At 67.4% G+C, this 24,968-nt stretch carries 26 protein-coding genes; 8 read left to right on the forward strand and 18 right to left on the reverse strand.

Annotated features, from left to right (window positions below; all coding sequences use genetic code 11):
- Positions 1-92: 92 nt before the first annotated feature.
- From D6M19_RS13570 to D6M19_RS13585, 4 genes are all read right to left on the reverse strand, one after another.
- Positions 93-1,124, reverse strand: a complete 1,032-nt coding sequence (locus D6M19_RS13570) for an ABC transporter substrate-binding protein (RefSeq protein ID WP_123025750.1) — start codon at positions 1,122-1,124, stop codon at positions 93-95.
- Positions 1,125-1,158: 34 nt separating this feature from the next.
- Positions 1,159-1,896: an ABC transporter ATP-binding protein gene (locus tag D6M19_RS13575; RefSeq protein WP_123025751.1), complete on the reverse strand. Its 738-nt coding sequence runs from the start codon at positions 1,894-1,896 to the stop codon at positions 1,159-1,161.
- Positions 1,893-2,693 carry an ABC transporter permease gene (locus tag D6M19_RS13580; RefSeq protein WP_234834847.1) on the reverse strand — a complete coding sequence of 267 codons (801 nt, stop codon included), beginning with the start codon at positions 2,691-2,693 and terminating at the stop codon, positions 1,893-1,895. Before D6M19_RS13580 ends, D6M19_RS13575 begins: the two co-directional genes overlap by 4 nt.
- Positions 2,694-2,856: 163 nt before the next feature.
- The gene (locus D6M19_RS13585; RefSeq protein ID WP_407665334.1) at positions 2,857-3,366 is read right to left on the reverse strand and encodes a hypothetical protein; all 510 of its coding nucleotides are present in this window, start codon (positions 3,364-3,366) and stop codon (positions 2,857-2,859) included.
- Between D6M19_RS13585 and D6M19_RS35260 the strand changes: the two genes are divergently transcribed.
- The gene (locus tag D6M19_RS35260) at positions 3,359-3,595 is read left to right on the forward strand and encodes a hypothetical protein (RefSeq protein ID WP_407665335.1); all 237 of its coding nucleotides are present in this window, start codon (positions 3,359-3,361) and stop codon (positions 3,593-3,595) included. The two genes, D6M19_RS13585 and D6M19_RS35260, sit on opposite strands and share 8 nt — an antisense overlap.
- A gap of 87 nt (positions 3,596-3,682) precedes the next feature.
- Here the strand turns inward: D6M19_RS35260 and D6M19_RS13590 are convergent, their stop codons facing one another.
- On the reverse strand, positions 3,683-4,876 hold the full coding sequence (locus tag D6M19_RS13590) for an alpha/beta hydrolase (RefSeq protein WP_123025753.1): 1,194 nt from the start codon (positions 4,874-4,876) through the stop codon (positions 3,683-3,685).
- A gap of 11 nt (positions 4,877-4,887) precedes the next feature.
- Positions 4,888-5,220, reverse strand: a complete 333-nt coding sequence (locus D6M19_RS13595; protein WP_407665343.1) for a hypothetical protein — start codon at positions 5,218-5,220, stop codon at positions 4,888-4,890.
- 131 nt (positions 5,221-5,351) lie between these two features.
- On the opposite strand from D6M19_RS13595, the gene rbpA reads away from it, so the two are divergent.
- Positions 5,352-5,690 (forward strand): RNA polymerase-binding protein RbpA, encoded by a 339-nt coding sequence (rbpA, locus tag D6M19_RS13600; RefSeq protein WP_123025754.1) that lies wholly within the window; start codon positions 5,352-5,354, stop codon positions 5,688-5,690.
- 7 nt (positions 5,691-5,697) lie between these two features.
- Here the strand turns inward: rbpA and D6M19_RS13605 are convergent, their stop codons facing one another.
- Genes D6M19_RS13605 through cobN form a run of 7 tightly spaced genes read right to left on the reverse strand, consistent with a single transcriptional unit; the run spans position 5,698 to position 14,871 of the window.
- Positions 5,698-6,465: a polyprenol monophosphomannose synthase gene (locus D6M19_RS13605; protein WP_123025755.1), complete on the reverse strand. Its 768-nt coding sequence runs from the start codon at positions 6,463-6,465 to the stop codon at positions 5,698-5,700.
- Positions 6,462-8,318 (reverse strand): apolipoprotein N-acyltransferase, encoded by a 1,857-nt coding sequence (gene lnt, locus D6M19_RS13610; protein ID WP_123025756.1) that lies wholly within the window; start codon positions 8,316-8,318, stop codon positions 6,462-6,464. Before lnt ends, D6M19_RS13605 begins: the two co-directional genes overlap by 4 nt.
- On the reverse strand, positions 8,311-9,903 hold the full coding sequence (locus tag D6M19_RS13615; protein WP_123025757.1) for an amidohydrolase: 1,593 nt from the start codon (positions 9,901-9,903) through the stop codon (positions 8,311-8,313). Before D6M19_RS13615 ends, lnt begins: the two co-directional genes overlap by 8 nt.
- Before the next feature lies 1 nt (position 9,904).
- Entirely contained in the window at positions 9,905-10,420 is a 516-nt protein-coding gene (locus tag D6M19_RS13620) for an FxsA family protein (RefSeq protein ID WP_123025758.1), read from the reverse strand.
- 44 nt (positions 10,421-10,464) lie between these two features.
- Positions 10,465-10,851 (reverse strand): PPOX class F420-dependent oxidoreductase, encoded by a 387-nt coding sequence (locus tag D6M19_RS13625; RefSeq protein WP_123025759.1) that lies wholly within the window; start codon positions 10,849-10,851, stop codon positions 10,465-10,467.
- 6 nt (positions 10,852-10,857) lie between these two features.
- Positions 10,858-11,241 carry a PPOX class F420-dependent oxidoreductase gene (locus tag D6M19_RS13630; RefSeq protein ID WP_123025760.1) on the reverse strand — a complete coding sequence of 128 codons (384 nt, stop codon included), beginning with the start codon at positions 11,239-11,241 and terminating at the stop codon, positions 10,858-10,860.
- 57 nt (positions 11,242-11,298) lie between these two features.
- The gene (gene cobN / locus D6M19_RS13635; RefSeq protein WP_123025761.1) at positions 11,299-14,871 is read right to left on the reverse strand and encodes a cobaltochelatase subunit CobN; all 3,573 of its coding nucleotides are present in this window, start codon (positions 14,869-14,871) and stop codon (positions 11,299-11,301) included.
- Positions 14,872-15,183: 312 nt separating this feature from the next.
- On the opposite strand from cobN, the gene D6M19_RS13640 reads away from it, so the two are divergent.
- Positions 15,184-16,083 (forward strand): TauD/TfdA dioxygenase family protein, encoded by a 900-nt coding sequence (locus D6M19_RS13640; RefSeq protein ID WP_123025762.1) that lies wholly within the window; start codon positions 15,184-15,186, stop codon positions 16,081-16,083.
- 161 nt (positions 16,084-16,244) lie between these two features.
- On the opposite strand, the gene D6M19_RS13645 is transcribed toward D6M19_RS13640, so the two are convergent.
- Positions 16,245-16,556: a hypothetical protein gene (locus tag D6M19_RS13645; RefSeq protein ID WP_123025763.1), complete on the reverse strand. Its 312-nt coding sequence runs from the start codon at positions 16,554-16,556 to the stop codon at positions 16,245-16,247.
- A gap of 146 nt (positions 16,557-16,702) precedes the next feature.
- On the opposite strand from D6M19_RS13645, the gene cobG reads away from it, so the two are divergent.
- Genes cobG through D6M19_RS13665 form a run of 4 tightly spaced genes read left to right on the forward strand, consistent with a single transcriptional unit; the run spans position 16,703 to position 21,003 of the window.
- Positions 16,703-17,827, forward strand: a complete 1,125-nt coding sequence (gene cobG / locus D6M19_RS13650) for a precorrin-3B synthase (protein WP_123025764.1) — start codon at positions 16,703-16,705, stop codon at positions 17,825-17,827.
- A gap of 9 nt (positions 17,828-17,836) precedes the next feature.
- Positions 17,837-18,463, forward strand: a complete 627-nt coding sequence (locus D6M19_RS13655) for a precorrin-8X methylmutase (protein WP_123025765.1) — start codon at positions 17,837-17,839, stop codon at positions 18,461-18,463.
- Positions 18,460-19,923: a precorrin-2 C(20)-methyltransferase gene (locus D6M19_RS13660; protein ID WP_123025766.1), complete on the forward strand. Its 1,464-nt coding sequence runs from the start codon at positions 18,460-18,462 to the stop codon at positions 19,921-19,923. The genes D6M19_RS13655 and D6M19_RS13660 overlap by 4 nt, the downstream gene beginning before the upstream one ends.
- A 15-nt stretch (positions 19,924-19,938) precedes the next feature.
- Positions 19,939-21,003 carry a phosphotransferase family protein gene (locus D6M19_RS13665; RefSeq protein WP_123025767.1) on the forward strand — a complete coding sequence of 355 codons (1,065 nt, stop codon included), beginning with the start codon at positions 19,939-19,941 and terminating at the stop codon, positions 21,001-21,003.
- On the opposite strand, the gene D6M19_RS13670 is transcribed toward D6M19_RS13665, so the two are convergent.
- From D6M19_RS13670 to D6M19_RS13685, 4 genes are read right to left on the reverse strand one after another with little or no spacing between them, the layout of a single operon-like run.
- The gene (locus tag D6M19_RS13670) at positions 20,981-21,712 is read right to left on the reverse strand and encodes a cobalt-precorrin-6A reductase (RefSeq protein WP_123025768.1); all 732 of its coding nucleotides are present in this window, start codon (positions 21,710-21,712) and stop codon (positions 20,981-20,983) included. The two genes, D6M19_RS13665 and D6M19_RS13670, sit on opposite strands and share 23 nt — an antisense overlap.
- Positions 21,712-22,494 carry a precorrin-4 C(11)-methyltransferase gene (gene cobM, locus D6M19_RS13675; RefSeq protein ID WP_123025769.1) on the reverse strand — a complete coding sequence of 261 codons (783 nt, stop codon included), beginning with the start codon at positions 22,492-22,494 and terminating at the stop codon, positions 21,712-21,714. The genes D6M19_RS13670 and cobM overlap by 1 nt, the downstream gene beginning before the upstream one ends.
- On the reverse strand, positions 22,491-23,669 hold the full coding sequence (cbiE, locus tag D6M19_RS13680; protein ID WP_206428521.1) for a precorrin-6y C5,15-methyltransferase (decarboxylating) subunit CbiE: 1,179 nt from the start codon (positions 23,667-23,669) through the stop codon (positions 22,491-22,493). The genes cobM and cbiE overlap by 4 nt, the downstream gene beginning before the upstream one ends.
- Before the next feature lie 45 nt (positions 23,670-23,714).
- Positions 23,715-24,464 (reverse strand): SDR family NAD(P)-dependent oxidoreductase, encoded by a 750-nt coding sequence (locus D6M19_RS13685; RefSeq protein WP_123025770.1) that lies wholly within the window; start codon positions 24,462-24,464, stop codon positions 23,715-23,717.
- A gap of 35 nt (positions 24,465-24,499) precedes the next feature.
- Between D6M19_RS13685 and D6M19_RS13690 the strand changes: the two genes are divergently transcribed.
- Positions 24,500-24,913 carry a F420-dependent biliverdin reductase gene (locus D6M19_RS13690; RefSeq protein WP_123025771.1) on the forward strand — a complete coding sequence of 138 codons (414 nt, stop codon included), beginning with the start codon at positions 24,500-24,502 and terminating at the stop codon, positions 24,911-24,913.
- Positions 24,914-24,968: the final 55 nt, after the last annotated feature.

A 24,968-nucleotide genomic window follows, 5' to 3' on the forward strand; every position in this document is an offset into this window, starting at 1 on the left:
GCTGCGCCGGCAGTTGGTCGTGCGCCGGCTGAGCCGGCAGTTGGTCGTGCGCCGGCTGAGCCGGCAGTTGGTCGTGTGCGGACACATCGCTCCTAACGATTGATCAGCAGCGGGTTGAGCGCGTCGCTGTAGCGGCGGTCGACCCAGTCGTCGAACTTCGGTGCGCTTGCGATCTGCTTGGATTCGGCGAACAGATCGGCGAGCTCCTGTTCGGATCCGACCAGCTCGCCGGAAAGCGCAGTGGGCAACCTCAGGCTGCGCGCCTGGGATGCGGCGGCGACCTCCGGGTCGAGGCCGACGGCGGCGGCGTAATCCCGCGCCCAATCATCGGGATTGTCCTTCGCCCACCGCACCGCCTTGGCATAACGCACCAGCAGATCGCCGAGTGCGGTGTTGCGTTTCGGATCGGCGAGCGCTTCGTCGGATGCGACGCCGAAGCCCGCACCGTTGGTGACGCCGGTCGCCTCGGCAATGCTGCGAACGGGAATGTCGGCTTCGGCCTGAGCCGTGTACGGATCCCAGATCGCCCACGCGTCCACCTGGCGCTGCGTGAACGCTCCCAGCGCGTCGGCGGGTTGCAAGAAGACCAGCGTGACATCGGACGGCGAGAGCCCCGCGCGGTTCAGCTGAGCGAGCACGTTGCCGTGCGCCGAGCTGCCCTTGCCGACCGCGATGCGCTTACCGCGCAGATCGGCCACGGCGCGAATCGGCGAATCGGTGTGAACGAGAATTCTGTCGCCGCGACCGCTTCCGTCATAGGCGGAGACCACCTTCACCTTCGCGTTGGACGCCGCACCGAAGATCGGCGGCGTGTTGCCGGTGATCGCAAAGTCGATCTTGCCCGCGGTGGCGGCCTCGATCTGTGGCGGGCCTGAGGTGAACGTGGAGAACGCGATCTTGTATGGCAGCCCGTCGAGCGCCCCGGCAGCGCGCAATAGCGACTCGGTGCCGCCCTTCTGGTCGCCGACTTGCAATGTCAGACCGGCCAAATCGGACAGCGGGACGGTCGCGGGCGCCTCCTTGGCCCCCGAACTGTCCTCGCGCGATACACAGGCGGCCGACAGCCCGACCAGGATGGCCAGAACGGCGAGCCGAAACGCCAACGGCCGTCGTGATGTCGACATGAATATTCCCTTCCAGCAGTTCGTCGTCGGATCGTCAGATGTGCACGCCGAGCTTGTCCAACAAGTCGGCTCGGTAATGCTCGGATTCGGCGATGCCCTCGCCCGCCGCGGGTCGTGGCTCATCGATCGTCAACGTATGGATCACGCGGCCCTCGTCCAGCACGAGCACCCGGTCGGCGAGCGCGACGGCTTCGTCGACGTCATGTGTCACCAGCAGCACGCCGAATCCGTGTTCACGCCACAGGTCGAGCAGCAAACCACGCATCGTCAGCCGGGTCAGCGCATCCAATGCTCCGAACGGCTCGTCGAGCAGCAGAAGTTCTGGCTCGGCGACAAGCGCACGCGCAAGCGAAACCCGTTGCGCCTGACCACCCGACAGCGTCGAAGGCCATGCGTTCGCGCGGTCGGCAAGGCCGACGTCGGCGAGTGCTGCTTCGGCTCGAGACTTGACCGCATCTCGGCTGAGATTGCTCCGATTGAGGCCATAGACCACGTTAGTGCGGACGTCCCGCCACGGAAACAGCCGTGGCTCTTGGAAAGCCAGGGCGGGTGACCCGACGACAATGCGCTCTCCGGTGTGGTCATTCGACAGGCCGGCGAACACCCGTAACACCGTGGACTTACCGGAACCGCTTCGGCCGATCAGCGCGACGATCTCGCTGCGGTTGATCGCGACGGAGACGTCGGTGAGCACGCGGTGCTCGCCGTACCACTTGTTGACGTCGCACAGTTCGCCTGCAAGCTCGGTCTGCCGATCGGTGATGACGGTCATGTGCGGTACCTCAGTGCTCGTCGTTCCAGCGCTCGGACGATGGCGTCGGTGCCGATTCCGAGAAGTGCGTACACGATCAGCCCGAAGATGATGATGTCGATACGCAGGAAGTCGCGTGCGTTGTTGATCAGGAAGCCGATTCCCTTGTCCGCGTTGATCTGCTCGGCGACGATCAACGTCAGCCAGCCAATCGCAAGCGACTGGCGGAGGCCGACCAACACCTGCGGTGCGGAACTCGGGACGATGATGACGCGGAACCGCTGCCAGAATGAGAAGCCAAGTACCTGAGCCGTTTCGAACAGTTTCGGATCGACCTGGCGGATCGCCGAGAACGTGTTCAGGTACAGGGGGAAGCTGACCCCGAGCGCGACCAGGAGCACCTTCGGCAGTTCTCCGATGCCGAACCAGATGATGAACAGCGGGATGAGGCCGAGGTGTGGCAGCGCTCGAACCATCTGCATCGGCGGGTCCATGGTGGCCTCGAACCAGCGCGACAAACCCACCGCGGTGCCCAGCGCCACGCCGAGTACTCCGCCGAGCAGCAGTCCCTCGACGACCCGCAGGCCCGACACCCGCAGTGCATCTACGAGCTGCCCGTTGTCGATGAGTTCGACGCCAGCCTCGGCGATCAGCGACGGCGCGGGCAGCACGTCCTGCGGGATGAGGCCCAGGGCGCTACCGAGCTGCCACAGCACAAGCAGCACGACCGGCGACGTCCATCGGATGAACGTCCACTTGCGATCGCTTCGCCGCGTGGGGGTGGCGCGGGCAGGCGCCAGTTCGGTCGGTGTCGTCACGGTGTTTTGACACTATGGCGCACCCGTTGGGCCGTGAAGGTTTGAATTCTTCGTGAAGATAACGGCCGACGCGAGGAGCCCAACGCAAGAAGGGCCCTGCCGAAGCAAGCGTCGAAACACTCACTCCGGCAGGGCCCTTTCGCTTCGGGCTATGTGGTTGTGGTCACAATCGGAAGTTGCCGTTGACGAGAACGGGCGTCACGCTCTGGCCGTTGATCGTCGAGCGCGCCGAGCGGTTGGCCAGCAGCTCTATCTGCTGGGCTTGCTGCAGCTGCCGCTTGTTGCGCACGCTGTTGCGGAACTGCAGCTCGTTCAGCTGCTGCAACTCGGCCTGCTCGAAGTCACGGCCGCTGATGCCGCCGTTGAATTGCACGCCGGTCGCACTGCCGTCGGGGCGGACCACCCACGATGCGCGCACGCCGTTCAAGTCGGCGGTATACATGCCGGCAGGTGCGGGAACCGCCGGGGCGCTGAACTTGAAGGCGACGCCGTTCATGGTCAGGTCGCCGACCACGTCCTTGCCGTCGAACTCGGCCTTGAGCGTGTCTTTGAAGCGGGAGGTGATGTCGATCTTCCCGTCCTTCTGATCGCCGAAAAACCAGGCCTCGTCGTCGGTGCCGTTGCAGGCGTAGGCGGCGATCTCGGTGCCGTCGACGGCGATACCGATGACCATCGGCTTGCCGTCGGGCGACGTGGTGTCGGCGATGTACTTCGCCGATTGCGGGAACGGTGCTGCGGTCGCGGGAGCCGGGGTGGCTGAAGTTTCGGATGCCGCTGAGGAATCTTTGGATCCCGTGGCCTCCGTCGCTTCTTTCGTGCCGCTAGAGCAGGCGGACAGGGTGCCAAAGGCCAGGAGGGCGATGACACCCAGTAACAGGATGCGGATGTACTTTTTCATGTGACCAGCATGGATTGCTCACAGCCGACGCACATGAAGAATGTGTGGAGATTGCGTGGAGATCTTTGAGGGCATTCGAGCGACTCGACAGTCACTCCGCCAGGAATCTCTCCACCTCGTCGAGGAACACCCGCCACGCGGGTTCGGCGGCCGTCAACAGGTGGTTGTTGCTGTCGAGCGCCACTAGGCGGGAGTCGGGTATCAGCGCGGCGAGCTCCTCGGCGGCGCGCAGCGGCTGCCGGTGATCCTCACGCGAGTGCAGAATCAACGTCGGGCACGACACCTGGCCGGCTTCGTCGCGCACATCGATTCGGCCGAATTCCTCCAGAAACCGCACGGCGTTCTCCGGCGAGGTGGTGCGTCGCTGCAACTGGTCGAAGGCCGCCCAGTCCGCACGGGTGCCGTCGGGAATGAACTGGGCCGCGAACACCTGTCTGAAAGCCGGATCGTCACGACCCCAACCGACCCGGGCCAGCTCGAGATCCAGCGCCGCTGCGCGCTTTTCCTCCTCGTTGACCGCTCGGGTACCACGACCGCGGGCGTACGAGCTACAGAGCACCAGCTTGCTCACCCGATCGGGGTGCCGTGCGGCGTAGGCCACGGCGACGGCGCCGCCCTGGGACACCCCCAGCAGCGGGAAGCGCTCGAGCCCGAGCGCCTCGACGACGGACTCCAGGTCGCTGACCCAATCGTCGAAGCTGAAATCCGTTGCGCTCCAGTCTGATAAACCACACCCCCGTTCGTCGTAACGGATGAATGTGTGCCGCGACGAGAGATCACGCACCCAGTGCCGCCACACCGGGCTCTCGATGTCGTAGCCGAGGTGGGTCATCCAGTTGGCGGCACGCACCAGCGGCGTACCCTCCCCCGCCACCGCGTAGGCCAGCCGCACGCCGTCGGCCGCTCGACAGAACGCGATGTGCTGTCGTGGCGGTGGCGGTTCGTCCGGCGGTTCCGGTTCCTTGGGCGTCGCAGGCGTGTCGTCTGCCACGGTCCCGACGAACTGGTACCCGCGACCGCGCACCGTCCTGATGAAGCGCTGCGATTCGCCGTCGTCGCCGAGCGCCCGCCTGGCCGCCTTGATCCGGCTGGTCAGGGCCGCCTCGCCGACGAACCGTCCACCCCAGACCGCGTCGAACAACTCTTCCTTGGTGACGCAGCGCTCGCGGTTGCTGACGAGCTGGGTCAGCACATCGAACACCTGCGGCTCGACGCGAACTACCTCGTCACCGCGGCGCAACTCATAGCGCTGGGTGTCGAGGACGAATCCGTCGAAGCGCCACAAGCCGGGGGCCCCTATCGCCAGCCGTCGGCCGCCTTGGCCGCCCGGATCAGAGCGTCGCACAGTTCCCGAAGCTCTGTGGGCTCAGCCCCTTCGTCGACCGCCGTGGCCACGTCCTCGGCAGCGCATCTCACCTGGTAAACACGGTCGGACAGCTGCGCTGCCTCCTCGGGGCTCAGCACCACCGAATCCGGGGAAAGCGCGGTGCCCTTCACCTGGGCACGCTGCTCGTAGGCGCGCTGCCGACACGACTGCCTGCAGTACTGTCGGCGCCGCCCGAGCCCTGCATCGTCGACGTCGCGGCCACACCATCGACAGGGTTGCGTTCGGGCTCGCCTTCTGGTGATGGTCTCCACGGAACCTGACCTTAGACCGGGGATGGCGCCGATCCCGGTATCATGGGGGGTCGAGTCGGGAACTTCTTTGCACGCCATCGCGTTGCTATTCCGGACCAAAAGCTGTGAGGAGTGTTTACGAAATGGCTGATCGGGTTTTGAGAGGTAGTCGCCTCGGTGCCGTGAGCTACGAGACCGACCGCAACCATGACCTGGCGCCGCGTCAGGTCGCCCGCTATCGCACCGACAACGGCGAGGAGTTCGACGTCCCGTTCGCCGACGACGCCGAAATCCCTGGCACCTGGCTGTGCCGCAACGGTATGGAAGGCACCCTGATCGAGGGTGACGTGCCTGAGCCCAAGAAGGTCAAGCCGCCGCGTACCCACTGGGACATGCTGTTGGAGCGCCGGTCCGTCGAGGAACTCGACGAGCTGCTCAAGGAGCGCCTCGACATCATCAAGACCCGCCGCCGCGGCAGCTGACCGGCCGCTACCGCACCACGCCGCGGGCGCGATCGAGGCGCCCGCGGATACCCCATTCCGCGACCTTGGCCATCGCCTCGCGGATGTTGGATCCGCTCATCTTCGACACACCCAGCTCGCGTTCGCTGAACGTGATCGGGACCTCGACGACGACGAACCCGTTGTTGATGGCACGCCAGGTCAGGTCGATCTGGAAGCAGTACCCCTTCGAGTCGACAGCAGCCAGGTCGATCTTCTCGAGCACCTCGCGCCGGTATGCGCGATAACCCGCGGTGATGTCGTTTACGTCGACGCCGAGCAGCACCCGCGCGTAGGTGTTGGCGGTCTTGGAGAGGGCGTATCGGCGGCGCGGCCAGTTGCGGATGGCACCGCCAGGCACATAGCGCGATCCGATGACCAGATCAGCACCACCGTCGACCGCGTCGAGCAGGCGGTGCAGCTCCTCGGGTGCGTGGCTGCCGTCGGCGTCCATCTCCACCAGCACCGAGTATTCGCGGCCGAGCCCCCAGGCGAAGCCCGCCAGATATGCGGCGCCCAGCCCGTCCTTTCTCACCCGGTGCATGACGTGGACCCGGTCCGGGTCGGCCAGCGCCAGCTCGTCGGCGAGCTCACCGGTGCCGTCGGGGCTGCCGTCGTCGACGATGAGAATGTGCACCTCGGGCAGGGCAGTGTGCACCCGGCCGACGATCAATGGCAGGTTTTCCCGCTCGTTGTAGGTGGGGATGATGACCAGAGTGCGCTGACTCGGGCGTTCGGATGCCCCGTGGCCGCTCATGTGGTTCCTCTTTCGGTGCCGTCTCCGTCGGACGGTGTGGCTCTGCCGCTGGCGCCGGTCACCGGACGGCGAAGACGCACGAACCGTCCATTGTGCATCATCGCGGCGAGCAGGGCCCCGATCCCGACAGCGACCAGCAGGCCCTGCACAAACGGGCCCCATCGCGTCGCCGCCGTGAGCTGCGTCTTCAGTCGAATCGGCAGGTCGAGGTAGGCCGGTTCGAAGAACTCGGTGCGGGCAAGCACACGACCGTCGGGCGCGATGATCGCGCTGATCCCCGTGGTGCCCGCCACGATCACGAAGCGATTGTGCTCGACGGCCCGCACCCTGCCGAACGCAAGCTGCTGGGCACTCATCGATTCGTTGAAGGTGGCGTTGTTGGACGGCACGGTCAGCACCTGGGCGCCGCTGAGCACCGACTCCCGCGGTGAGCGGTCGAAGATGACCTCCCAGCAGGTCGACACGCCGATCGGCACGCCTGCCGCCTCCACCACCCCGTTGCCGCCGCCGGGCACGAAATAGCCTGCCCGGTCGGCGTACGACGAGAAGTGCTTGAAGAAGCTCCGCCACGGCAGATACTCGCCGAACGGCTGGACGATCTGCTTGTCGTGCCGGTCGCCGGGGCCGGTTTCGGGGTTCCATACGATGACCGAGTTGGTCGATACCGGGTTGTCGCGGGTGTGTCCCGGCGCGGCCAGCACACCTCCGACCAGGATCGGCGCCTTGATTGCATCCACGGCGACCGCAATCTGGTCGGCGGCGTCCTGGTTGGCCAGCGGGTCGATGTCCGACGAGTTCTCCGGCCAGATGACGAACAACGGCCGCGGCGCCCGCCCGGCCCGCACATCGTCCGCCAGCCGCAGCGTCTCCCGCACATGGTTGTCGAGCACGGCCCGGCGCTGGGCATTGAAATCAAGCCCGAGCTGCGGCACGTTTCCCTGCACGGCTGCCACGTTGACCGACGGTTCATCGGCGGCACCCGCACCGGAATGCCGGACCGCGGGCGAGACCGCCGCGGCGGCGATGAGCACACCGCAGATGCAGGCACCGGGCAGCACCACCGCGGGTCGCGCCGATGTGCCGTCGTCGCCGTGCCGCCACCAGCGCAAGATCTCGAAGGCCAATGCGGCAAGTCCGAATCCGAGCAGGGTGACCGCGAACGAAACCAGCGGCGCACCGCCGATTTGTGCCAGTGGTAGCAGCGGGCCATCGGTCTGCCCGAAACCGACGACGCCCCAGGGGAATCCGCCGAACGGCACTGTCGACTTCGCCCACTCGGCGAATGCCCACAGGCCCGCGAACCAGATCGGCCAGCCGACCAATCTGCGCGCCACGAAGACCGCGGCCAGCCCGAACAGGGCGGGAAACACCGCCTGCAGGAGCGCGAGCGCCAGCCACGGCAGCAGCCCGACCATGACGCCGGTCCACGGCAGCAACGGAATGTTGAACGCCGCCCCGAATACGAAGCCGTACCCGAATCCGCCGACGAGCGTGGTGGTGTCCCGGGTCAGCACCCAGGCCAGAAGTGCGAAAGCGACGATCGCGGCGTACCACCAGCCGAAGGGCGGGAAGCTCACACAGAGCAACATCCCCCCGACGATGGCGACAGACAGCCGCGGCAGCCGGGCCACCACCGCATCGCCGAATCGCTTCACCCATGCGGGCAATTCCCGCCTGGTCGCGGCCTCAACGACGGGCGTGACCTCGTCGTCGGGCGCACCCTCGTCGTCGGAATCCTCCTCATCGCCAAAGTCGTCGCCCGGGACACGCTCATCGACCTTCTCCTCGGTGAAAACCGGGAAGGAGTCGGTGTCGTCGTCGGCGCGGGCCCACTCGCGTATCCGTCTAGCCATGGATGACGGCACCCCGGTGAACGGTCTGAACGCAGCGGGGCAGCCGATCGGTTGGTCCGAGCCGGGGCAGGGCGGGAACCCGCGACCGCGGGTCGGTCGACCAGCGCGCTACCGCGTCGTCTGGCGCGCTGACCTCCAGCTGGTCGGTCTGCCACACCGCGTACGACGCGGGTGCACCTGGCACGAGTGTTCCTGTGACACCGTCGCGCACTCCGCCCGCGCGCCATGCGCCTCGCGTCGCCGCCGAGAACGCCGCCCGCATCGATACCGAACTTGCCGAGGTCTGATGACGGGTGGCGGAACGGACGGTCTCCCAAGGATTCAGGCTGGTGACCGGCGAATCGGAGCCGAAGGCGAGTGGCACGCCTTGCGATGCTAACAGCGCCAGCGGATTGAGCCGCAGGGCTCTGTCCCGGCCGAGACGCTGTGCATACATCCCGGCTTCACCGCCCCACAACGCGTCGAAGTTCGGTTGCACGCTTGCGATGACGCCCCATTCGCCCAGCCGCGCCGATTGCTCGGGAGTCACCATTTCGAGGTGCTCGAGCCGGTGGCCGCACCTCGCGACGGCCTGCGTCCCGAGCCGGCCCACCACTTGCTGCAGGGCGTCGACGACGGCGCCGACCGCGGCGTCGCCGATCACATGGAAACCGGCCGGGATACCCGCTTCCGTGCAGGCGTGCAGATGCGCCGTGATGGCCTCTGGATCAAGGTAGGTGTTGCCGCAGCGGTCCTTGGCGTCGGTGTAGGGCTCGTGCAGCCAGGCCGTCCGCGATCCGAGGGCGCCGTCGACGAACAGGTCGCCCGCCAGCCCGCGGGCCCCGGTCATCTCCATCAGGGCTTGCGCCTGCTCGCGATCGGTGACCGCTTCACCCCAGTACCCGACGATCTCGACGCCGTGGCCGGTTTGGCGCAGTTCATGCCAGTCTTGGAGGCCGCCGATGTCGGGGCCCGCGCATTCGTGCACCGCGACGATCCCGTTGGCCGCCGCCATGTCGAGGGCGGCGATGCGGGCGCGGGAGCGCTGGCCGGGTGTCAGCCGGTCACGGGCGGCCGCGCGGACCATGTGGTGGGCGTCTGCGGTCAACGGGCGCTGCGGGTCGAAGCCCGTAGCCGCCGACAGTCCGGGCGTGAGCCTGCGAAGCGCCGTGGAAGCCGCGGCCGAATGGACATCGACGCGGGCCAGATAGGCGGGCCGGTCGCCGACCACGGCGTCCAGCTCATCGGTGCTCGGCGGCGTCGCCTCCGGCCAGCCCGACTCGTCCCAGCCGTGCCCCCAGATGGGCTCGTCGGGATGGGTCTGGGCGAACTCCGCGACGAGCTGGACGCAGTGCCGCGTCGATGTGGCCGCCCGCAGGTCGAGGCCGGCGAGCATCAAGCCGGTCGCAGTGACATGCACGTGGCAGTCGACGAAGGCGGGTGCGACGAATGCGCCGTCGAGATCGACGACCTCGGCGTCGGAAAACTGGGCGAGGCCGACGTCGTCGCTGCCGAGCCAGACGACCACACCATCGCGGACGGCCATCGCGGTGGCGTCGGGCATGGCCGGACTGTGAATCCGGCCGCCGTGAAGCAGCGTCGTCAACTCAGTCGCGCTTGGGAGGCAATGCCTGCGGTTCGATTTCCACGACGTCGACGATGTCACTGTTCACGTCACTGGTCACGTCGCTGTCGACGACGTCGATGACCTCACCATCGATGTACTCCCCGCGCCCAGCTCTCTGACGACCCGCGGCGGTGGCCGCGACGGTGATCAGCGGCATCCGCCGGGCGGCCATCGCGGTCAGCACCGGGCGGGCGACGGCGCGGGTCGGCGGCATCAAAAGCAGCAGGCCTGCCACGGTGGTCACCAACCCAGGGATGAATACCAGCACGGTGCCCAACGCGACCAGGGCGCTGTCGGTGACGGCACCCTGTGGGGTGGTGAAGCCGGACTGCAGTCGGCGGATATGACGCTTGACCTGGGAACCGGCCAGCACGAAGCCCGCTATGGAGGCACCGAGAAGCGCCAACACGGTCCAGCCGAATCCGATTGTCGAGACCAGGGCCACGACGACCGCCAGTTCGACTACCAGGTAGATCAGGAACAGCCGCATAGCCATGTTCTGCTCAACGCTTCGCGAGACCGCAGGGTTCCGACCAAGAACTAGGCGGGTGCGGTGACTTCGATGGCGGCGTGCACCTTGTCGATGCCGCCGCGGACGATCGCCTGCGGCACCCACCACCACGCATGCCACCAATACCGCTCGGTGACCTTGTCGAAGACCTCGCGCGTCTCGGACTCGGGCAGCATCCGCGCCACGGCCTCGACCGGCTCGCCCTTGGCTTTGCCAAGCGCGCCCGACTTCTGGATCGTCACCCGCGGGGTGTTGTTGATCCGCTTGGCCTTCCAAGATCCGTCGTCGGTGATGATCAGCAGCTTGTCCCCCTCTGGCACACCCCACACCGTGGTCGGCTTGGGCCTTCCGTCCTTGGTGAAGGTCGTGAGCAGCAGGTACTTCTCCTCGTAAACGTCTTTGAAGCTCGAAGCCATAGCGGGTTACTTCACCGCTTTCAGTTCGATCGAAACGTTGTTCTGCATGCCGCCGCGCAACTTCGAGAAGAGGTTGAAGGTCTTGCCGAGCAGGCCGTAGCGCTTGCCGATCGCGTCATAGGTGGCGCCGTTGGCGGATTTGTCGAGGATGCGTGCAACGGCCTCGACCGCCTCACCCTTGGGATTTCCCCTTCGGTCGCATTCTGCGATCGTCACCCTCGAGGTGTTCCTGATCCGCTTGACCTTCCACGATTTCTCCTGCGTGATCACCACAAGGCCGTCCCCGCTTGGCGCCGCCCAGATAGCTGTTGGCTTGGGTCGGCCGTCCTTGGTGAACGTGGTCAGCAGGACATATTCGCTCTTCGCGACGTCGGCAAAGGTGGCAGGCACGTACGCCAACTTAGCTTGACCCGTCCCCTGCTCGCTTCGCTCGTGCCCGGCGGACAGTCAGCCTTCGAGGTCGCCTTCGGTTTCCAGCAACACCTGCCGCAGACCGGCGAGCGTGTCCGCCGTGGGCTGCGCCCACATGCCGCGATCCGCCGCCTCCAGCAGGCGCTCGGCCATGCCGTGCAGCGCCCACGGATTGGATTCGGCCATGAACTTGCGGTTCTCGCCGTCGAGCACATAGGCCTCGGTCAGCCGTTCGTACATCCAATCGGCCATCACTCCCGCGGTGGCGTCGTAGCCGAACAAATAGTCGACGGTCGCGGCCATCTCGAATGCGCCCTTGTAGCCGTGCCGACGCATCGCCGTCATCCACCGCGGATTGACCACCCTGGCCCGGAACACCCGCGTCGTCTCCTCCGAGAGGGTGCGGGTGCGTACGGCGTCGGGGCGGGTGTTGTCGCCGATGTATGCGGCGGGCGCCTTACCGGTGAGCGCGCGAACGGTGGCCACCATCCCGCCGTGGTACTGGAAATAGTCGTCGGAGTCGGCGATGTCGTGCTCGCGGGTGTCGGTGTTCTTGGCGGCCACCGCGATACGGCGGTACTGCCTGCTCATGTCGTCGGCAGCCGGCGCCCCGTCGAGACCGCGGCCGTACGCAAAACCGCCCCAGGCCGTGTACACCTCGGCGAGATCGGCGTCGTCACGCCAGTTGCGGCTGTCGATCAACTGCAGCAACCCGGCGCCGTAGGTGCCCGGTTTCGAGCCGAAAACCCTTGTGGTGGCGCGCCGTCGGTCACCGTGCTCGGCGACGTCGGCGTCGGTGTGCGCGCGAACGTAATTCTGGTCGGCAGGCTCGTCGAGGTTCGCGACGAGCGCCACCGCGTCATCGAGCATCGTGACGACGTGCGGGAAGGCGTCCCGGAAGAAACCGGAGATCCGCACGGTGACGTCGATACGAGGCCTGCCGAGTTCGGCGAGCGCGATCGCCTCCAGGTCGACGACGCGGCGGGATGCGTCGTCCCATACCGGCCGAACACCCAGCAGCGCAAGCACTTCGGCGATGTCATCGCCCGAGGTGCGCATCGCCGACGTGCCCCACACCGAAAGGCCCACCGACCGCGGCCAGCTGCCGTGGTCGGTGAGGTACCGGGTCAGTAGCGACTCGGCCATCGCGCTGCCGGTCTCCCAGGCCAGCCGCGACGGCACGGCCTTCGGGTCGACGGAGTAGAAGTTGCGCCCGGTGGGTAAAACGTTCACAAGTCCCCGCAGCGGCGAGCCCGACGGACCCGCGGCGATGAACCGGCCGCCAAGGGCCCGCAGGATCTGATCGATCTCCCCCGCAGTCCCCGCAAGACGGGGCACCACCTCGGTGCACGCGAACCGCAGAATCGCCGCGACGTCGCGGTTATCGGTCAGGCTGTCGACAACCGCGGCGTCCCAGCCGGCCTGCTGCAGTTCGGCAAGCAGTGCGCGAGCGCGGATTTCGGCCTCATCGACGGCGCCGCGGTCGTCGGTACCGTCCTCGGCGAGGCCGAGCGCCTGCCGCAGCCCCGGCACCGTCTGCTCACCGCCGAACAGCTGTCGCGCCCGCAGGATGGCCAGCACCAGGTCGAGTTCGGGCTCGCCGGCAGGCGCACCGCCGAGAATGTGGAGCCCGTCGCGGATCTGGACGTCCTTGATCTCGCACAGCCAGCCGTCGACGTGTAGCAGCATGTCATCGAACGAGTCGTCCTCGGGGCGTTCGGCAAGGCCCAGATCGCGGTCCATCTCTGCGGCGCGCATCAGCGTCCAGATCTGCTGACGGATCGCGGGTAGCTTGCCAGGGTCGAGCGCCGCGATGTTGGCGTGCTCGTCGAGCAACTGCTCCAATCGCGCTATGTCCCCGTAGCTTTCGGCGCGGGCCATCGGCGGGATGAGGTGGTCGACCAGTGTGGCGTGCGCGCGCCGCTTGGCCTGGGTGCCCTCCCCCGGGTCGTTGACGAGGAACGGATAGATCAGTGGCAGGCTGCCAAGCGCCGCGTCGGAACCGCACGCCGCGGACATGCCGAGCGTCTTACCGGGCAGCCACTCCAGGTTGCCGTGCTTGCCGAGGTGGACGATCGCGTCGGCGCCGAAGCCGTTGTCGAGCCACTGGTATGCCGCCAGATAGTGATGGCTCGGCGGTAGGTCCGGATCGTGGTAGATCGCGACGGGATTCTCGCCGAAGCCCCGCGGTGGCTGCACCATCAGGACGACGTTGTCTGCCTGCATCGCGGCAATGACGATCTCGCCGTCCGGATTGTGGCTGCGGTCGACGAAAAGGTCACCGGGTGCAGGTCCCCAATGCTTTTCGACGGCCTCGGTGAGCTCGGCGGGCAGCGTCGTGAACCAAGCCCGATAGTCCTTGGCTGACAGTCGTATCGGATTGCCCGCCAGGTGCTCCTCGGTGAGCCAGTCCGGGTCCTGCCCGCCGTGTTCGATCAGCGCGTGGATCAGGGCGTCGCCGTCCTGCGCGTCGACACCGGGGATATCGCCGATCTGATAGCCGGCATCGCGCATGGCGCGCAACAGCGCGACCGCGCTCGCCGGAGTGTCCAGTCCGACCGCGTTGCCGATCCGGGCGTGCTTAGTCGGATACGCCGAGAACACCACCGCGACGCGTTTGTCCTCCGGCGCGACGGCGCGCAGTCGGGCATGACGTACGGCGAGGCCTGCCACCCTGGCGCAGCGTTCAGGATCGGCGACGTAGGCGATCAGGCCCTCCTCGTCAATCTCTTTGAAGGAGAAGGGGACCGTGATGATGCGGCCGTCGAACTCCGGAACGGCCACCTGGGTCGCGACGTCGAGCGGGCTCATGCCGTCGTCGTTGTCGTGCCACTGTGCCCGCGAACTTGTCAGGCACAGGCCCTGCAGGATCGGAATATCCAGCGCGGCAAGGTGTGCCACGTTCCAGGTATCGTCGCTGCCGCCCGCCGACACGGTGGCGGGGACCGCACCTCCGGCAGCCAGCACCGTGGTCACCATCGCGTCGGCGGACTTCAGCAGATCGAGCATGTCGGGCTCTGCGGTGCGCAGCGAGGCGCAGTACACCGGTAGTGCGCGCCCACCCGCGTCCTCGATTGCGCTGCACAGCGCTTCGACATAGCCGGTGTTGCCGGCCAGCTGCTGCGCCCGATAGAAGAGCACCGCGATCGTCGGGCCGTCGGTAATTATCGAATTGCGTTCGAGGACACCCCAATTCGGTACGGCGGCAGGCGGCGCGAACCCGAATCCGGTCATCAGCACGGTATCGCACAGGAATGCGTGCAGCTGGTGGAGATTGTCAACGCCGCCCTGGGCGAGATAGACGTGCGCCTGCACGGCCACGCCCGCCGGGACGGTGGAATAGCTCATCAGGTCTGCGTCTGGTGCCTGCTCGCCGCTGACCACCACCGTCGGCACACCGCTTGCCACCACCGCGTCGATGCCGTCTTGCCACGACCGGTAGCCACCGAGGATCCGCACCACGACGAGATCGGCGCCGCCGAGTTGCTCGCTGAGCTCACCCTCGACGAGCCGCGACGGGTTGGCCCACCGGTACTGCGCTCCGCTGGCGCGGGCGGTGATCAGGTCGGTGTCGGATGTCGACAGCAATAAGACGGTGGGCTCTGGCACCCACCATTCCTATCGCAGGTGATGGTCAGTCGCCGAAGCGGCCGTGCCAGGTCTGCGGATATGGCAGTCCGGTCGCGGCGACCAGGACGAGGAGAACTGCGCCGAACACGATCAAGGAGAACATCGTTGGTCCTTCCGTTCGTTGTTACACACACGTGCAACTGCGAGAACCGTACGACGAAACCGGTGAGTAACCACCGCCATGTGGTTGACGGAACTACCAGGTCAAGTATGTGACAGCCGTCACATCCGATTCCACTCCCGCTGCGTCGAACCCTGGCGCGCACCCGAGTCAGGGTTCAGCTTGGGCAGATGCACGTGGTCAAACTCGGAGCCAACATCGGTGCCCGCATCGACGGCGTCCGCCTCGCCGGAAACCTCGACCGTTCCACCGCCGCGAACATCAACACCGCACTGCTCGAGCACAAGGTGATCTTCTTCCGCGAACAGCACGACCTCGACGATGACGGTCAACTGGCGTTCGCGCGCAGCCTTGGCACACCGACAAGTGCGCACCCGACCGTGACTTCGCGCGGAACCCGCCTGCTGCCCATCGATTCCCGCTACGACAAGGCCAACAGCTGGCACACCGACGTCACGTTCGTCGACCGAATCCCCAAGGCCTCGCTGCTGCGCGCCGTCACACTGCCTGCCTACGGCGGTACGACGACCTGGGCCTCGACCGAGGCGGCCTACAACCAGCTGCCCGCTCCTCTGCGTGCGCTCGCCGAGAACCTCTGGGCGGTGCACACCAACCAGTACGACTACGCGTCGCCGCGGGAAACCGCCACCGCGGAGGAACGCCAGTACCGCGACGAGTTCGTCTCCGACTACTACGAGACCGAGCACCCGGTGGTGCGCATCCATCCTGAAACCGGCAGGCGCGTGCTGCTGCTCGGCCATTTCGTCAAGCGGTTCGTCGGGCTCGGTGCGGGCGAGTCGGCCGCACTGTTCAACCTGTTGCAGTCTCGGATAACCAAGCTGGAGAACACGATCCGATGGGACTGGCGGCCAGGCGACCTGGCTATCTGGGACAACCGTGCCACCCAGCACTACGCCGTCGCCGACTACGACGACCAGTTCCGCATGCTCAACCGGGTCACGCTGGCCGGCGACCTCCCGGTGGCTGTCGACGGCCGGACCAGCCGCGTGGTCGCCGGGGACGCCTCGCACTACTCAGACGTGGTGGATCCGGTTCCGCTGGCCAGCTGACGGGTCAGCGGTCGGATTTCCCCCACCGCGCGGCCCACGACTGCGAATAGCCGGTGCCGGTGAGGACGCCCAGCAGAACCATGACGGCTGCGAACACGAGAAATACGAGCATCGACCTTCCTTACTGATAGAGGTGGGCCAAGTACAAAAATGGCGGGCGACTACAGCCTGTCCATCGCCCGCGACATGGCCGACTTCTCCAGATAGCCGAACCGTTGCGGGTAGTGCCTGGGTGCGCGCGACTTCTCGGGCCGCGCAAACAATGCGTGCACCGTCGAGCCGAGTTCGCGGGCGACGCTTCGGTGTCGCGCAGGCGCGGCCGTAGGTGTCAGCGCCGCCGCCGAACCGAACAGCACCTGCTGTTCGGTGATCAACGCGGCGGTGTCGGTCGACTTCTCGTCGGACGGCGCCGGTGCGCTCACGGTCTTCGGTGTTTGGTTGTTCGTGCCAGCCTCGGTGTCCAGCGTGGTCATTTCGGTACTCCAACCGCCCCGATGTCCCGTGCTCTACTGCCGCGGGATCTCTGTATGTCTGGAAAATTAATTTCGGCGGGGTATTGACGCACGCGTAGTGCACTACTCCAGCTCGTGCCAATCGGGCTACGCGTACCGTGAACCCGATGGCTCGGACCCGTGACCAGGACGAATGTCCAGGTGCCCTTCAGATGCACCCGGCCGCCGACGGCGCGCTGGCCCGCGTCCGACTGCCCGGCGGGATGATCGAACCGCGACAGCTGGAAGCCCTGGCGCACGCGGCGAACCGGTTCGGCTCCTCGGCGATGGAGCTGACCTCGCGGGGCAACATCCAGATCCGCGGCATCCGTGACGACGAGGCCGCCACCGCCCTCGCTGACGCCGTCGCGACCGCCGGGTTGCTCCCGTCGCCGACGCATGAGCGAATGCGCAACATCGTCGCCTCCCCCCTCTCGGGGCGGGTGGGCGGCAGCGCCGACGTACGGGAGTGGGTGCGTCGGTGCGACGCCGCGATCTGCGCCGCGCCCGACCTGGCCGCGCTGCCGGGCCGGTTCTGGTTCAGCATCGACGACGGCCGTGGCGACGTCTCCGGGCTGGCCGCCGACGTGGGGGCCCATGTGACCGGTGACTCCGTTGCCCTCCTGTTGGCCGGTCGCGACACCGGCGTTCGAATCGCACCCTCGGAGGTCGTACCGACGCTGATATCGGTTGCGCGGCGCTTCGTCGAGGTTCGGGGCGACGCGTGGCGCATAGCGGAACTCACGGATACCTCTGTGCTGATCGATGGCCTTGCCCGATCCGCCGCGCCTGGGGCGACCTGGCCCCCTGTCAGCCGGCCGCCGGTCGGCTGGATCAGCCAGGACGACGGACGCATCGCGCTTGGCGCAGGCGCGCCGCTCGGTGTGCTGCAGGCACGCGTCGCCGAATACTTGGCGGCCATCGACGCCCCGATGGTCGTCACGCCGTGGCGCTCGGTGCTCGTCTGCGACCTCGACGACGGCGTCGCGGACGCCGCGCTACGAGTGCTCGCTCCGTTTGGCCTGGTATTCGACGAGGGTTCGCCGTGGCTGGACGTCAGCGCCTGCACGGGCAGCCCCGGCTGCGAACGCTCCGCGGCCGACGTTCGTGCGGACGCGACCCGAGCAGTCGGCGACCCGAGCACGGCGCACCGGCATTTCGTCGGATGCGAACGGGCCTGCGGCAGCCCGCCGACGGGCGAGGTCCTGATTGCCACCGGAGACGGATACGTGCTGCGCAAGGCGTCCCCGTAGGGTGAGCGGGTGCTCGACTACACCCGTGACGCCGCCGAGATTTATCGGCAGTCGTTCGCGACCATCCGAGCGGAAGCCGACCTCTCCCGATTCCCGGATGACGTCGCCCGCGTCGTCGTGCGGTTGATCCATACGTGCGGTCAGGTCGACGTCGCCGACCACGTCGCCTACAGCGAGGACGTGGTCGCCAAGGCGCACGCCGCGCTCGCCGCGGGCGCGCCGGTGCTGTGCGATTCGTCGATGGTGGCAGCAGGGATCACCCGGTCGCGGTTGCCCGCCGACAACGAGGTGGTGTCGCTGGTCGCCGACGACGGGGCCGTCGACCTGGCCGCCCGCATCGGCACCACCCGCTCCGCTGCAGCGGTGCAGTTGTGGGCCGACCGGCTGGGTGGTGCAGTGCTCGCGATCGGCAACGCACCGACCGCCCTGTTCCGGCTGCTGGAACTCGTCGACGACGGCGCACCCACTCCGGCGGCCGTGCTCGGCGGTCCGGTCGGGTTCGTCGGATCGGCCCAGTCCAAGCAGGAGCTCATCGACCGACCGCGCGGCATGTCCTACCTCGTCGTCACCGGTCGGCGCGGCGGCAGCGCGATGGCCGCAGCCGCCGTAAACGCGATCGCAAGCAGCGCGGAATGACCGAGAGGGGAACGCTGTGGGGGGTCGGGCTTGGACCCGGTGACCCCGAACTGGTGACAGTCAAGGCCGCCAGGGTGATCGCGCAAGCCGACGTCGTCGCCTATCACAGCGCCAGGCACGGGCGCAGCATCGCTCGCGGCATCGCCGAGCCCTATCTGCGCGGAAACCAGATCGAGGAGCACCTGGTCTACCCGGTCACCACCGAGACCACCGACCATCCCGGCGGATACGCCGGTGCGCTCGAGGACTTCTACCGCGACGCCGCCGAGCGCATCGCCACACATCTGGGCGCAGGCCGCGACGTCGCGCTGCTGGCCGAGGGCGATCCCCTGTTCTACAGCTCCTACATGCACATGCACACCCGGCTGACCGAGCGCTTCGACGCGGTGATCGTGCCGGGAGTGACGTCCGTCAGCGCGGCATCGGCGGCGACAGGCACACCCCTCGTCCAGGGCGACGAGGTGCTGACGATAATCCCTGGCACGCTGCCCATCGACGAGCTCAAGCGCAGGTTGTCAGACACCGACGCCGCCGTCGTGCTGAAACTGGGAAGGTCGTATCCCGCTGTACGGGAAGCGCTTTCATCGGCTGGTCGGCTCGGCGAGGCGTTCTACGTGGAACGCGCAAGTACGCCGCAGCAGCGCGTGCTGCCCGCAGCCGACGTCGAAGACGACAAAGTGCCGTACTTCTCGCTCGCCATGCTGCCCGGCGCTCCGGCAAGGCAGGCACCGGCGGGCAGCGTCGCCGTCGTCGGCCTCGGGCCGGGCGACATCGATTGGATGACACCGCAGAGCCGCCGTGAACTCGCCGAGGCGACCGACCTTATCGGATACGGGCCGTACTTGGATCGCATCCGGCCGCGTGACGGACAACGCCGCCACCCCAGCGACAACACCGAGGAACCGGCACGCGCCCACCTGGCGTGCTCGCTCGCCGAGGAGGGCCGCGCTGTGGCCGTCGTGTCGTCCGGCGATCCCGGCGTGTTCGCAATGGCAACGGCCGTGCTGGAAGAGGCCAAGCAGTGGCCCGGCGTTACGGTTCGGGTGATTCCGGCGATGACGGCGGCGCAGGCCGTCGCGAGCCGGGTCGGGGCGCCGCTGGGCCACGACTACGCGGTGATCTCGCTGTCGGATCGGCTCAAGCCGTGGGACGTCATCGCCGAACGGCTCAGCGCCGCAGCGAAGTCCGACCTGGTGCTGGCGATCTACAACCCGGCGTCGAAAACCCGCACCTGGCAGGTCGGTGCGATGCGGGATCTGCTGCTGGAGTACCGCGATCCGGGCACTCCCGTGGTGATCGGCAGGGATGTGTCCGGTCCGCGCGAAGACGTGAAGGTCGTGCGGCTGGCCGACCTCGACCCCGCCCAGGTCGACATGCGGTGCCTGCTGATCGTCGGATCGTCGCAGACGCAGTGGTACGACGATCGGGTGTTCACGCCCCGCCGCTACCCGACGCTCTGATACTGTCCGGCAGCCATGACCATTCCACGTGGACCCCAAGATGTAACGCCTGCGTGGCTCGGACCCGTGTTGGGCGCCGACGTGCGCGACGTCGACGTCACCGCGATCGGCACCGGTCAGACCGGCGCCACCTACCGGGTGCGTGCGACGTATGCGGCCGAAACCGACTTGCCCGCCACGTTCGCGGTGAAGCTGTCCGCCCAGGACGACGCCGTCCGTGAGCGTGTGGCGCTGGGCTACCGGTCCGAGGTCGAGTACTACGCGCGGGTGGCCGGTCGCATGAGTATCCCGGTGCCGCCGTGCTTTTACTCGGAGATCTCCGATGACGGCGCCGACTTCGTGCTCGTGCTCGCCGACATGGCGCCCGCGGTGCAGGGCGACCAGATCGCTGGATGCAGCGCGCAAGAGGCGACCCTTGCAGTCGAGGCACTCGCCGGACTGCACGGCCCCAGTTGGTGCGATCCCGAGTGGATGGCGCTGTCGGGGATTGCGATGCCCAAGCCCGGCGACGACGCAGCGGCGGGTGGCCTCGGCGAGATCTCGGTGATGGCCGCGGGAATCCTCGTCGACAAGCTCGGCGGAGACATCAGCGAGCAGGACAAGGAAACCCTCACCGCCGCAATGTCTTTGGTTACTCCGTGGCTGAAGGCAGAGCCGACCCGCTACGCCCTGATGCACGGCGACTACCGACTCGACAACATGCTTTTCGACCCGGATCGTACGCGGATCACGATCGTGGACTGGCAGACGGTCGGGATCGGCCTGCCGGGCCGGGATCTCGCATACTTCACCGCGACGAGCCTCGATCCCGATGTCCGCTCGACGATCGAGAAGGATCTGGTCGATCAGTACCATCGTGCGCTACTGGGTTACGGGATAACGGATTACGACTTCGACACCTGCTGGCGCGACTACCGCCTCGGAGTGGTGCAGGCGCCGCTTCTCACCGGTCTCGGCTTCGCCTTCGCGGCCTCCACCGAGCGCGGCGACGAGATGATGCTGACCATGTTGCACAGGAGCTGCCGGGCGATCCGCGAGCTGGAAACTCTCGAGTTGATCACGTCCTACCAAGCGAACTGACCCAGGCCACCGCGTCGTCCACCGTGGACACCGTGGTGACGCCGCCTGGTAACGCAGGACGGTCCACCATCACCACCGAGACACCAAGTGCGGCAGCCGCGTCCAGCTTCGGACGGGTCATCTCGCCGCCACTGTTCTTCGTCACCAGACAGTCGATGCGGTGCTCGACGAGCAGGGCGCGCTCGTCGTCATAGCCGTAGGGCCCGCGTGACAGCAGGAGTTCGTGCCGACGCGGTAGCGTCCGCAGGTCCGGCGCGGTGACCGCGCGGATCAGAAACCACGCGTCGACATCGGTGAACACACCGACACCGGACCGGCCGGTGGTAAGGAAAACGCGCGTGAATCCGTTGTCCTGCACGGCCTTCGCGGCATCTCTATCGGACTTGACAAGGATCGCATCGCCGGGTGGCCATGCGGGACGCGCGAGCACGAGGTGAGGAATCTGCAGCTCGGCGCACACCTCGGCGGCGTTGGCGGTGATCGTCGCGGCGAATGGATGCGTGGCGTCGACGACGCCACCGACCTTCGACTCGACCAGCCATCGCCGCATCCCGTCGACGCCACCGAACCCGCCGATGCGCACCTCGCCGACCGGCAGGGCGGGATCTGGCACCCGGCCAGCCAGCGAGCTGATCACGTCGACTCGGGGATGCAACCGCGCAGCGAGCGTTCGCGCCTCCGAGGTGCCGCCGAGGAGCAGCACACGCATCAATGGCTTTGCCCTTCTTGCTCCTCGCGTCCGCGGCCACGTCGCACTCTGTCCGACGAGTACAGGTAGCTGTCCGCGAAACCCTCGGCGGCCAGCACGTCTCCGACGATGATCACGGCAGTCCTGGTGATCTCGGCCGCATGCATCTCTTCGGCCAGCTCGGCAAGCGTGCACCGCAGCACCACCTGCTGTGGCCAGCTAGCGAACGCCACCACCGCACATGGGGTTTCGGCGCGGCAACCGCCTGCCAGCAACTGCGGAACGATCCCGTCGACCTGTGCGGCGGCCAAGTGCAGCACCAACGTGCCGCCGGTCGCCGACAATGTCGCGATGTCCTCCCCCTGCGGCATCGCCGTCGACAGCGTCGCGACCCTCGTCAACGTCACGGTCTGCGCGACGCCTGGAACGGTCAGCTCGCGCCCCAATGCGGCCGCTGCCGCCGCGAATGCCGGTACGCCAGGGACGATTTCGTAACTCACGCCGCGCGCGTCGAGACGTCTGCACTGCTCGGCCAGCGCGCTGTACAGCGACGGGTCGCCCGAATGCAGCCGCGCGACATCCAAACCGGCGGCATCGGCAGCGGCGAGCTCATCGATGATCGCATCGAGTGTCAGCGGGCCGGTGTCGACGACCCTGGCGTCCGGCGGGCACAGCGCCAACAGATCGTCGGGCATGATCGAGCCCGCGTACAGGCAGACCGGGCAACTGTTCAGCAGCCGCTGGCCCCGCACGGTGATCAGGTCCGCGGCGCCGGGGCCCGCGCCGATGAAATAGACGGTCATTGCTTGGTGACCACCCATTGCGTGACGGGCATCGCGGGACGCCAGCCGGTGAACTTGCCGAGCGGCTCGCCGCGATAGTGCTGATATCGTCGCAGTTCCCCACCGACACGCGAATACCATTGTGTCAGAAGGGCTTCAGATTCCGCGGTCACCGCGTTCGCCACCAGCCTGCCGCCGCCGGCCAACCGTTCGTAGCAGGCGTCGAGCAGCCCAGGACTGGTAAGGCCTCCTCCGATGAAGACCGCCGACGGCGGCGGCACGAAGTCGAACGCCTCGGGCGCGTCGAAGTGCACTTCGACCTTGACGCCGAACGCTGCGGCGTTGTCGGCGATCCGTTTCCGGCGTTGCTCGTCACGTTCGAAAGCCACCGCCCAGCAGCCAGGGCCGCTGCGGCACCACTCGATCGCGATGCTGCCCGATCCGGCACCGACATCCCAGAGCAGCTGGCCGGGGCGGGGCCCAAGGGCGGCCAGCGTGACCGCGCGCACCGATTGTTTGGTGATCTGGCCGTCATGGGCGAACGAGTCGTCGGGCAGCACCGCGAACTGCCTGCCGTCGGGCAGATAGCGCACGGCGATGACGTTGAGGTCGTCGACGTCGGCAGGCGGTCGCGCCGCCCACTCGCGCGCCTTGGCCGACCGGCGGCGCTCGGCCGGTCCGCCGAGTTGCTCGAGCACCGTGATCTCCGATTCGCCCCGTCCGGTGTCGGCGAGCAGGCGCGCCAACTCGGCAGGGGTGGAGCCGTCGCGGGACATCACCACGGCCTGCCCGCCCTGACGCACCGCGGCCTGCGGTTCGGCGGTGACCAGAGAGATCACCTCGGTGTCCTGCACCGCCCATCCCACGCGCGAACAGGCCAGCGTCACCGATGAGACATGCGGCAACACGGCGACCTGCTCGGCGCCGTACAGCCGGATGAGGCTGCCGCCGACACCGTGCAGGAGCGGGTCGCCGCTGGCGACGATGTGCACGTCTCCCCCTGCACCTTCGAGAATCGTGCGCAGCGCAGGCAACATGGGTGTCGGCCACGGCCGCTTGACCGCCGATATGCTCCCGTCGAGCAGATCAAGCTGGCGTTGCGAACCGTAGATGACCGTGGCCCTGCGTAACTCGGTCAGCGACGCAGGCGCCAGCCCAGCCATTCCGTCGGCGCCGATGCCGATGACGATGATCATCTGGGTCCTCTGCTCATTTGGGCCCTCTGCTCTTCGCGCGAGCGCTCATCGCGGCATCCTCCGCCACACCCAGTGCGGCAGCAGCCGCATCCCGACGAAGAACGGCCGCAGCAGCCACGGAATCCAGACGGTTCGCCTGCCTTTGGCCAGTGCCTTTGCGGTGGCGGCGGCAACCTGCGGTGGCGTGCTCGACATGGGCGCCGGTTTCATCCCCTCGGTCATCCGTCCGATCACGAACCCGGGCCGCACGAGAAGCAGCCGGACTCCCGTGCCGTGCAGCGCGTCGGACAGGCCGCTGCAGAATCCGTCCAGCCCCGCCTTCGCCGAGCCGTAGACGTAGTTGGCGCGGCGCACCCGCACGCCCGCCACCGACGAGAACACGACGATGGCGCCCGATCCTGCTGTCTTCATGGTGTCGGCCAGCACGGTCAGCAGGTTCGCCTGGGCAACGAAGTCGGTGTGCAGCACGGCCGCGGTGTGCGCAGGGTCCTTCTCGGCGCGGGCCTGGTCGCCGAGCACGCCGAAGGCCAGCACCGCTGTGCCGATCGGGCCGTGGTCCGCCACGATCGAGGCAACCAGCGGCGCGTGCGAGGTCAACTCGTCGGCGTCGAATTCACGGACGTCGACCTTGCCGGCGCCCACCTTCTCGAGGGCCGCCACCTGGTCGGACAGCCGGTCGGGACTGCGGGCGGCGAGCACCACGGTTGCGCCCGGTGCCAGCAGCTGCGCGAGCTCGATGCCGATTTCGCTGCGGCCACCGAAAATCACCACGGGTCCGCGGCTCGTGTCATCCACGGCTGTGATTATCTCCTGCGCTAGTTTGGGAGCCGATGGCAAACGCAACGACCCGACTCACCAACGACGCACTCGCGTTCCTGACCGAGCGTCATCTGGCGATGTTGACCACGTTGCGCTCCGACAATTCACCGCACGTGGTGGCGGTCGGCTTCACGTTCGATCCGAAGACCCACATCGCCAGGGTGATCACCAGCGGCGGGTCGCAGAAGGCGGTCAACGCCGAGCAGCGCGGCGTGGCCGTCCTCAGCCAGGTCGATGGTGCGCGCTGGCTGTCGCTGGAGGGGCGGTCGACGGTCAACACCGACGCCGACGCGGTCCGGGACGCCGAACTGCGCTATGCGCAGCGCTACCGGACTCCGCGGGTCAATCCGCGGCGGGTCGTCATCGAGGTCAGGGTCGAGCGGGTGCTCGGCTCGTCGGAACTCCTCGACCGAACCGGCGATTAATCACTGAATTCACTTCTGACACTTTAGTTTCAGCCGTCACAGCCGCGCCAACGTG

Origin of the sequence: Mycolicibacterium stellerae (genome assembly GCF_003719305.1) — a bacterium.
GTDB lineage: Bacteria > Actinomycetota > Actinomycetes > Mycobacteriales > Mycobacteriaceae > Mycobacterium > Mycobacterium stellerae.

What these genes read in the sequence shown, in the direction of transcription:
- D6M19_RS13570 (WP_123025750.1), bottom strand. Translation starts at nt 1,124, where the DNA reads ATGTCGACATCACGACGGCCGTTGGCGTTTCGGCTCGCCGTTCTGGCC.
- D6M19_RS13605 (WP_123025755.1), bottom strand. Translation starts at nt 6,465, where the DNA reads ATGAGCGGCCACGGGGCATCCGAACGCCCGAGTCAGCGCACTCTGGTC.
- cobM (WP_123025769.1), bottom strand. Translation starts at nt 22,494, where the DNA reads ATGACCGTCTATTTCATCGGCGCGGGCCCCGGCGCCGCGGACCTGATC.
- D6M19_RS13690 (WP_123025771.1), top strand. Translation starts at nt 24,500, where the DNA reads ATGGCAAACGCAACGACCCGACTCACCAACGACGCACTCGCGTTCCTG.
- rbpA (WP_123025754.1), top strand. Translation starts at nt 5,352, where the DNA reads ATGGCTGATCGGGTTTTGAGAGGTAGTCGCCTCGGTGCCGTGAGCTAC.
- lnt (WP_123025756.1), bottom strand. Translation starts at nt 8,318, where the DNA reads ATGGCTAGACGGATACGCGAGTGGGCCCGCGCCGACGACGACACCGAC.
- D6M19_RS13660 (WP_123025766.1), top strand. Translation starts at nt 18,460, where the DNA reads ATGACCGAGAGGGGAACGCTGTGGGGGGTCGGGCTTGGACCCGGTGAC.
- D6M19_RS13670 (WP_123025768.1), bottom strand. Translation starts at nt 21,712, where the DNA reads ATGCGTGTGCTGCTCCTCGGCGGCACCTCGGAGGCGCGAACGCTCGCT.
- D6M19_RS13620 (WP_123025758.1), bottom strand. Translation starts at nt 10,420, where the DNA reads ATGGCTATGCGGCTGTTCCTGATCTACCTGGTAGTCGAACTGGCGGTC.
- D6M19_RS35260 (WP_407665335.1), top strand. Translation starts at nt 3,359, where the DNA reads ATGACCATCGGCTTGCCGTCGGGCGACGTGGTGTCGGCGATGTACTTC.
- cbiE (WP_206428521.1), bottom strand. Translation starts at nt 23,669, where the DNA reads ATGATCATCGTCATCGGCATCGGCGCCGACGGAATGGCTGGGCTGGCG.
- D6M19_RS13645 (WP_123025763.1), bottom strand. Translation starts at nt 16,556, where the DNA reads ATGACCACGCTGGACACCGAGGCTGGCACGAACAACCAAACACCGAAG.
- D6M19_RS13665 (WP_123025767.1), top strand. Translation starts at nt 19,939, where the DNA reads ATGACCATTCCACGTGGACCCCAAGATGTAACGCCTGCGTGGCTCGGA.
- D6M19_RS13585 (WP_407665334.1), bottom strand. Translation starts at nt 3,366, where the DNA reads ATGGTCATCGGTATCGCCGTCGACGGCACCGAGATCGCCGCCTACGCC.
- D6M19_RS13575 (WP_123025751.1), bottom strand. Translation starts at nt 1,896, where the DNA reads ATGACCGTCATCACCGATCGGCAGACCGAGCTTGCAGGCGAACTGTGC.
- D6M19_RS13640 (WP_123025762.1), top strand. Translation starts at nt 15,184, where the DNA reads ATGCACGTGGTCAAACTCGGAGCCAACATCGGTGCCCGCATCGACGGC.
- cobG (WP_123025764.1), top strand. Translation starts at nt 16,703, where the DNA reads ATGGCTCGGACCCGTGACCAGGACGAATGTCCAGGTGCCCTTCAGATG.
- D6M19_RS13625 (WP_123025759.1), bottom strand. Translation starts at nt 10,851, where the DNA reads ATGGCTTCGAGCTTCAAAGACGTTTACGAGGAGAAGTACCTGCTGCTC.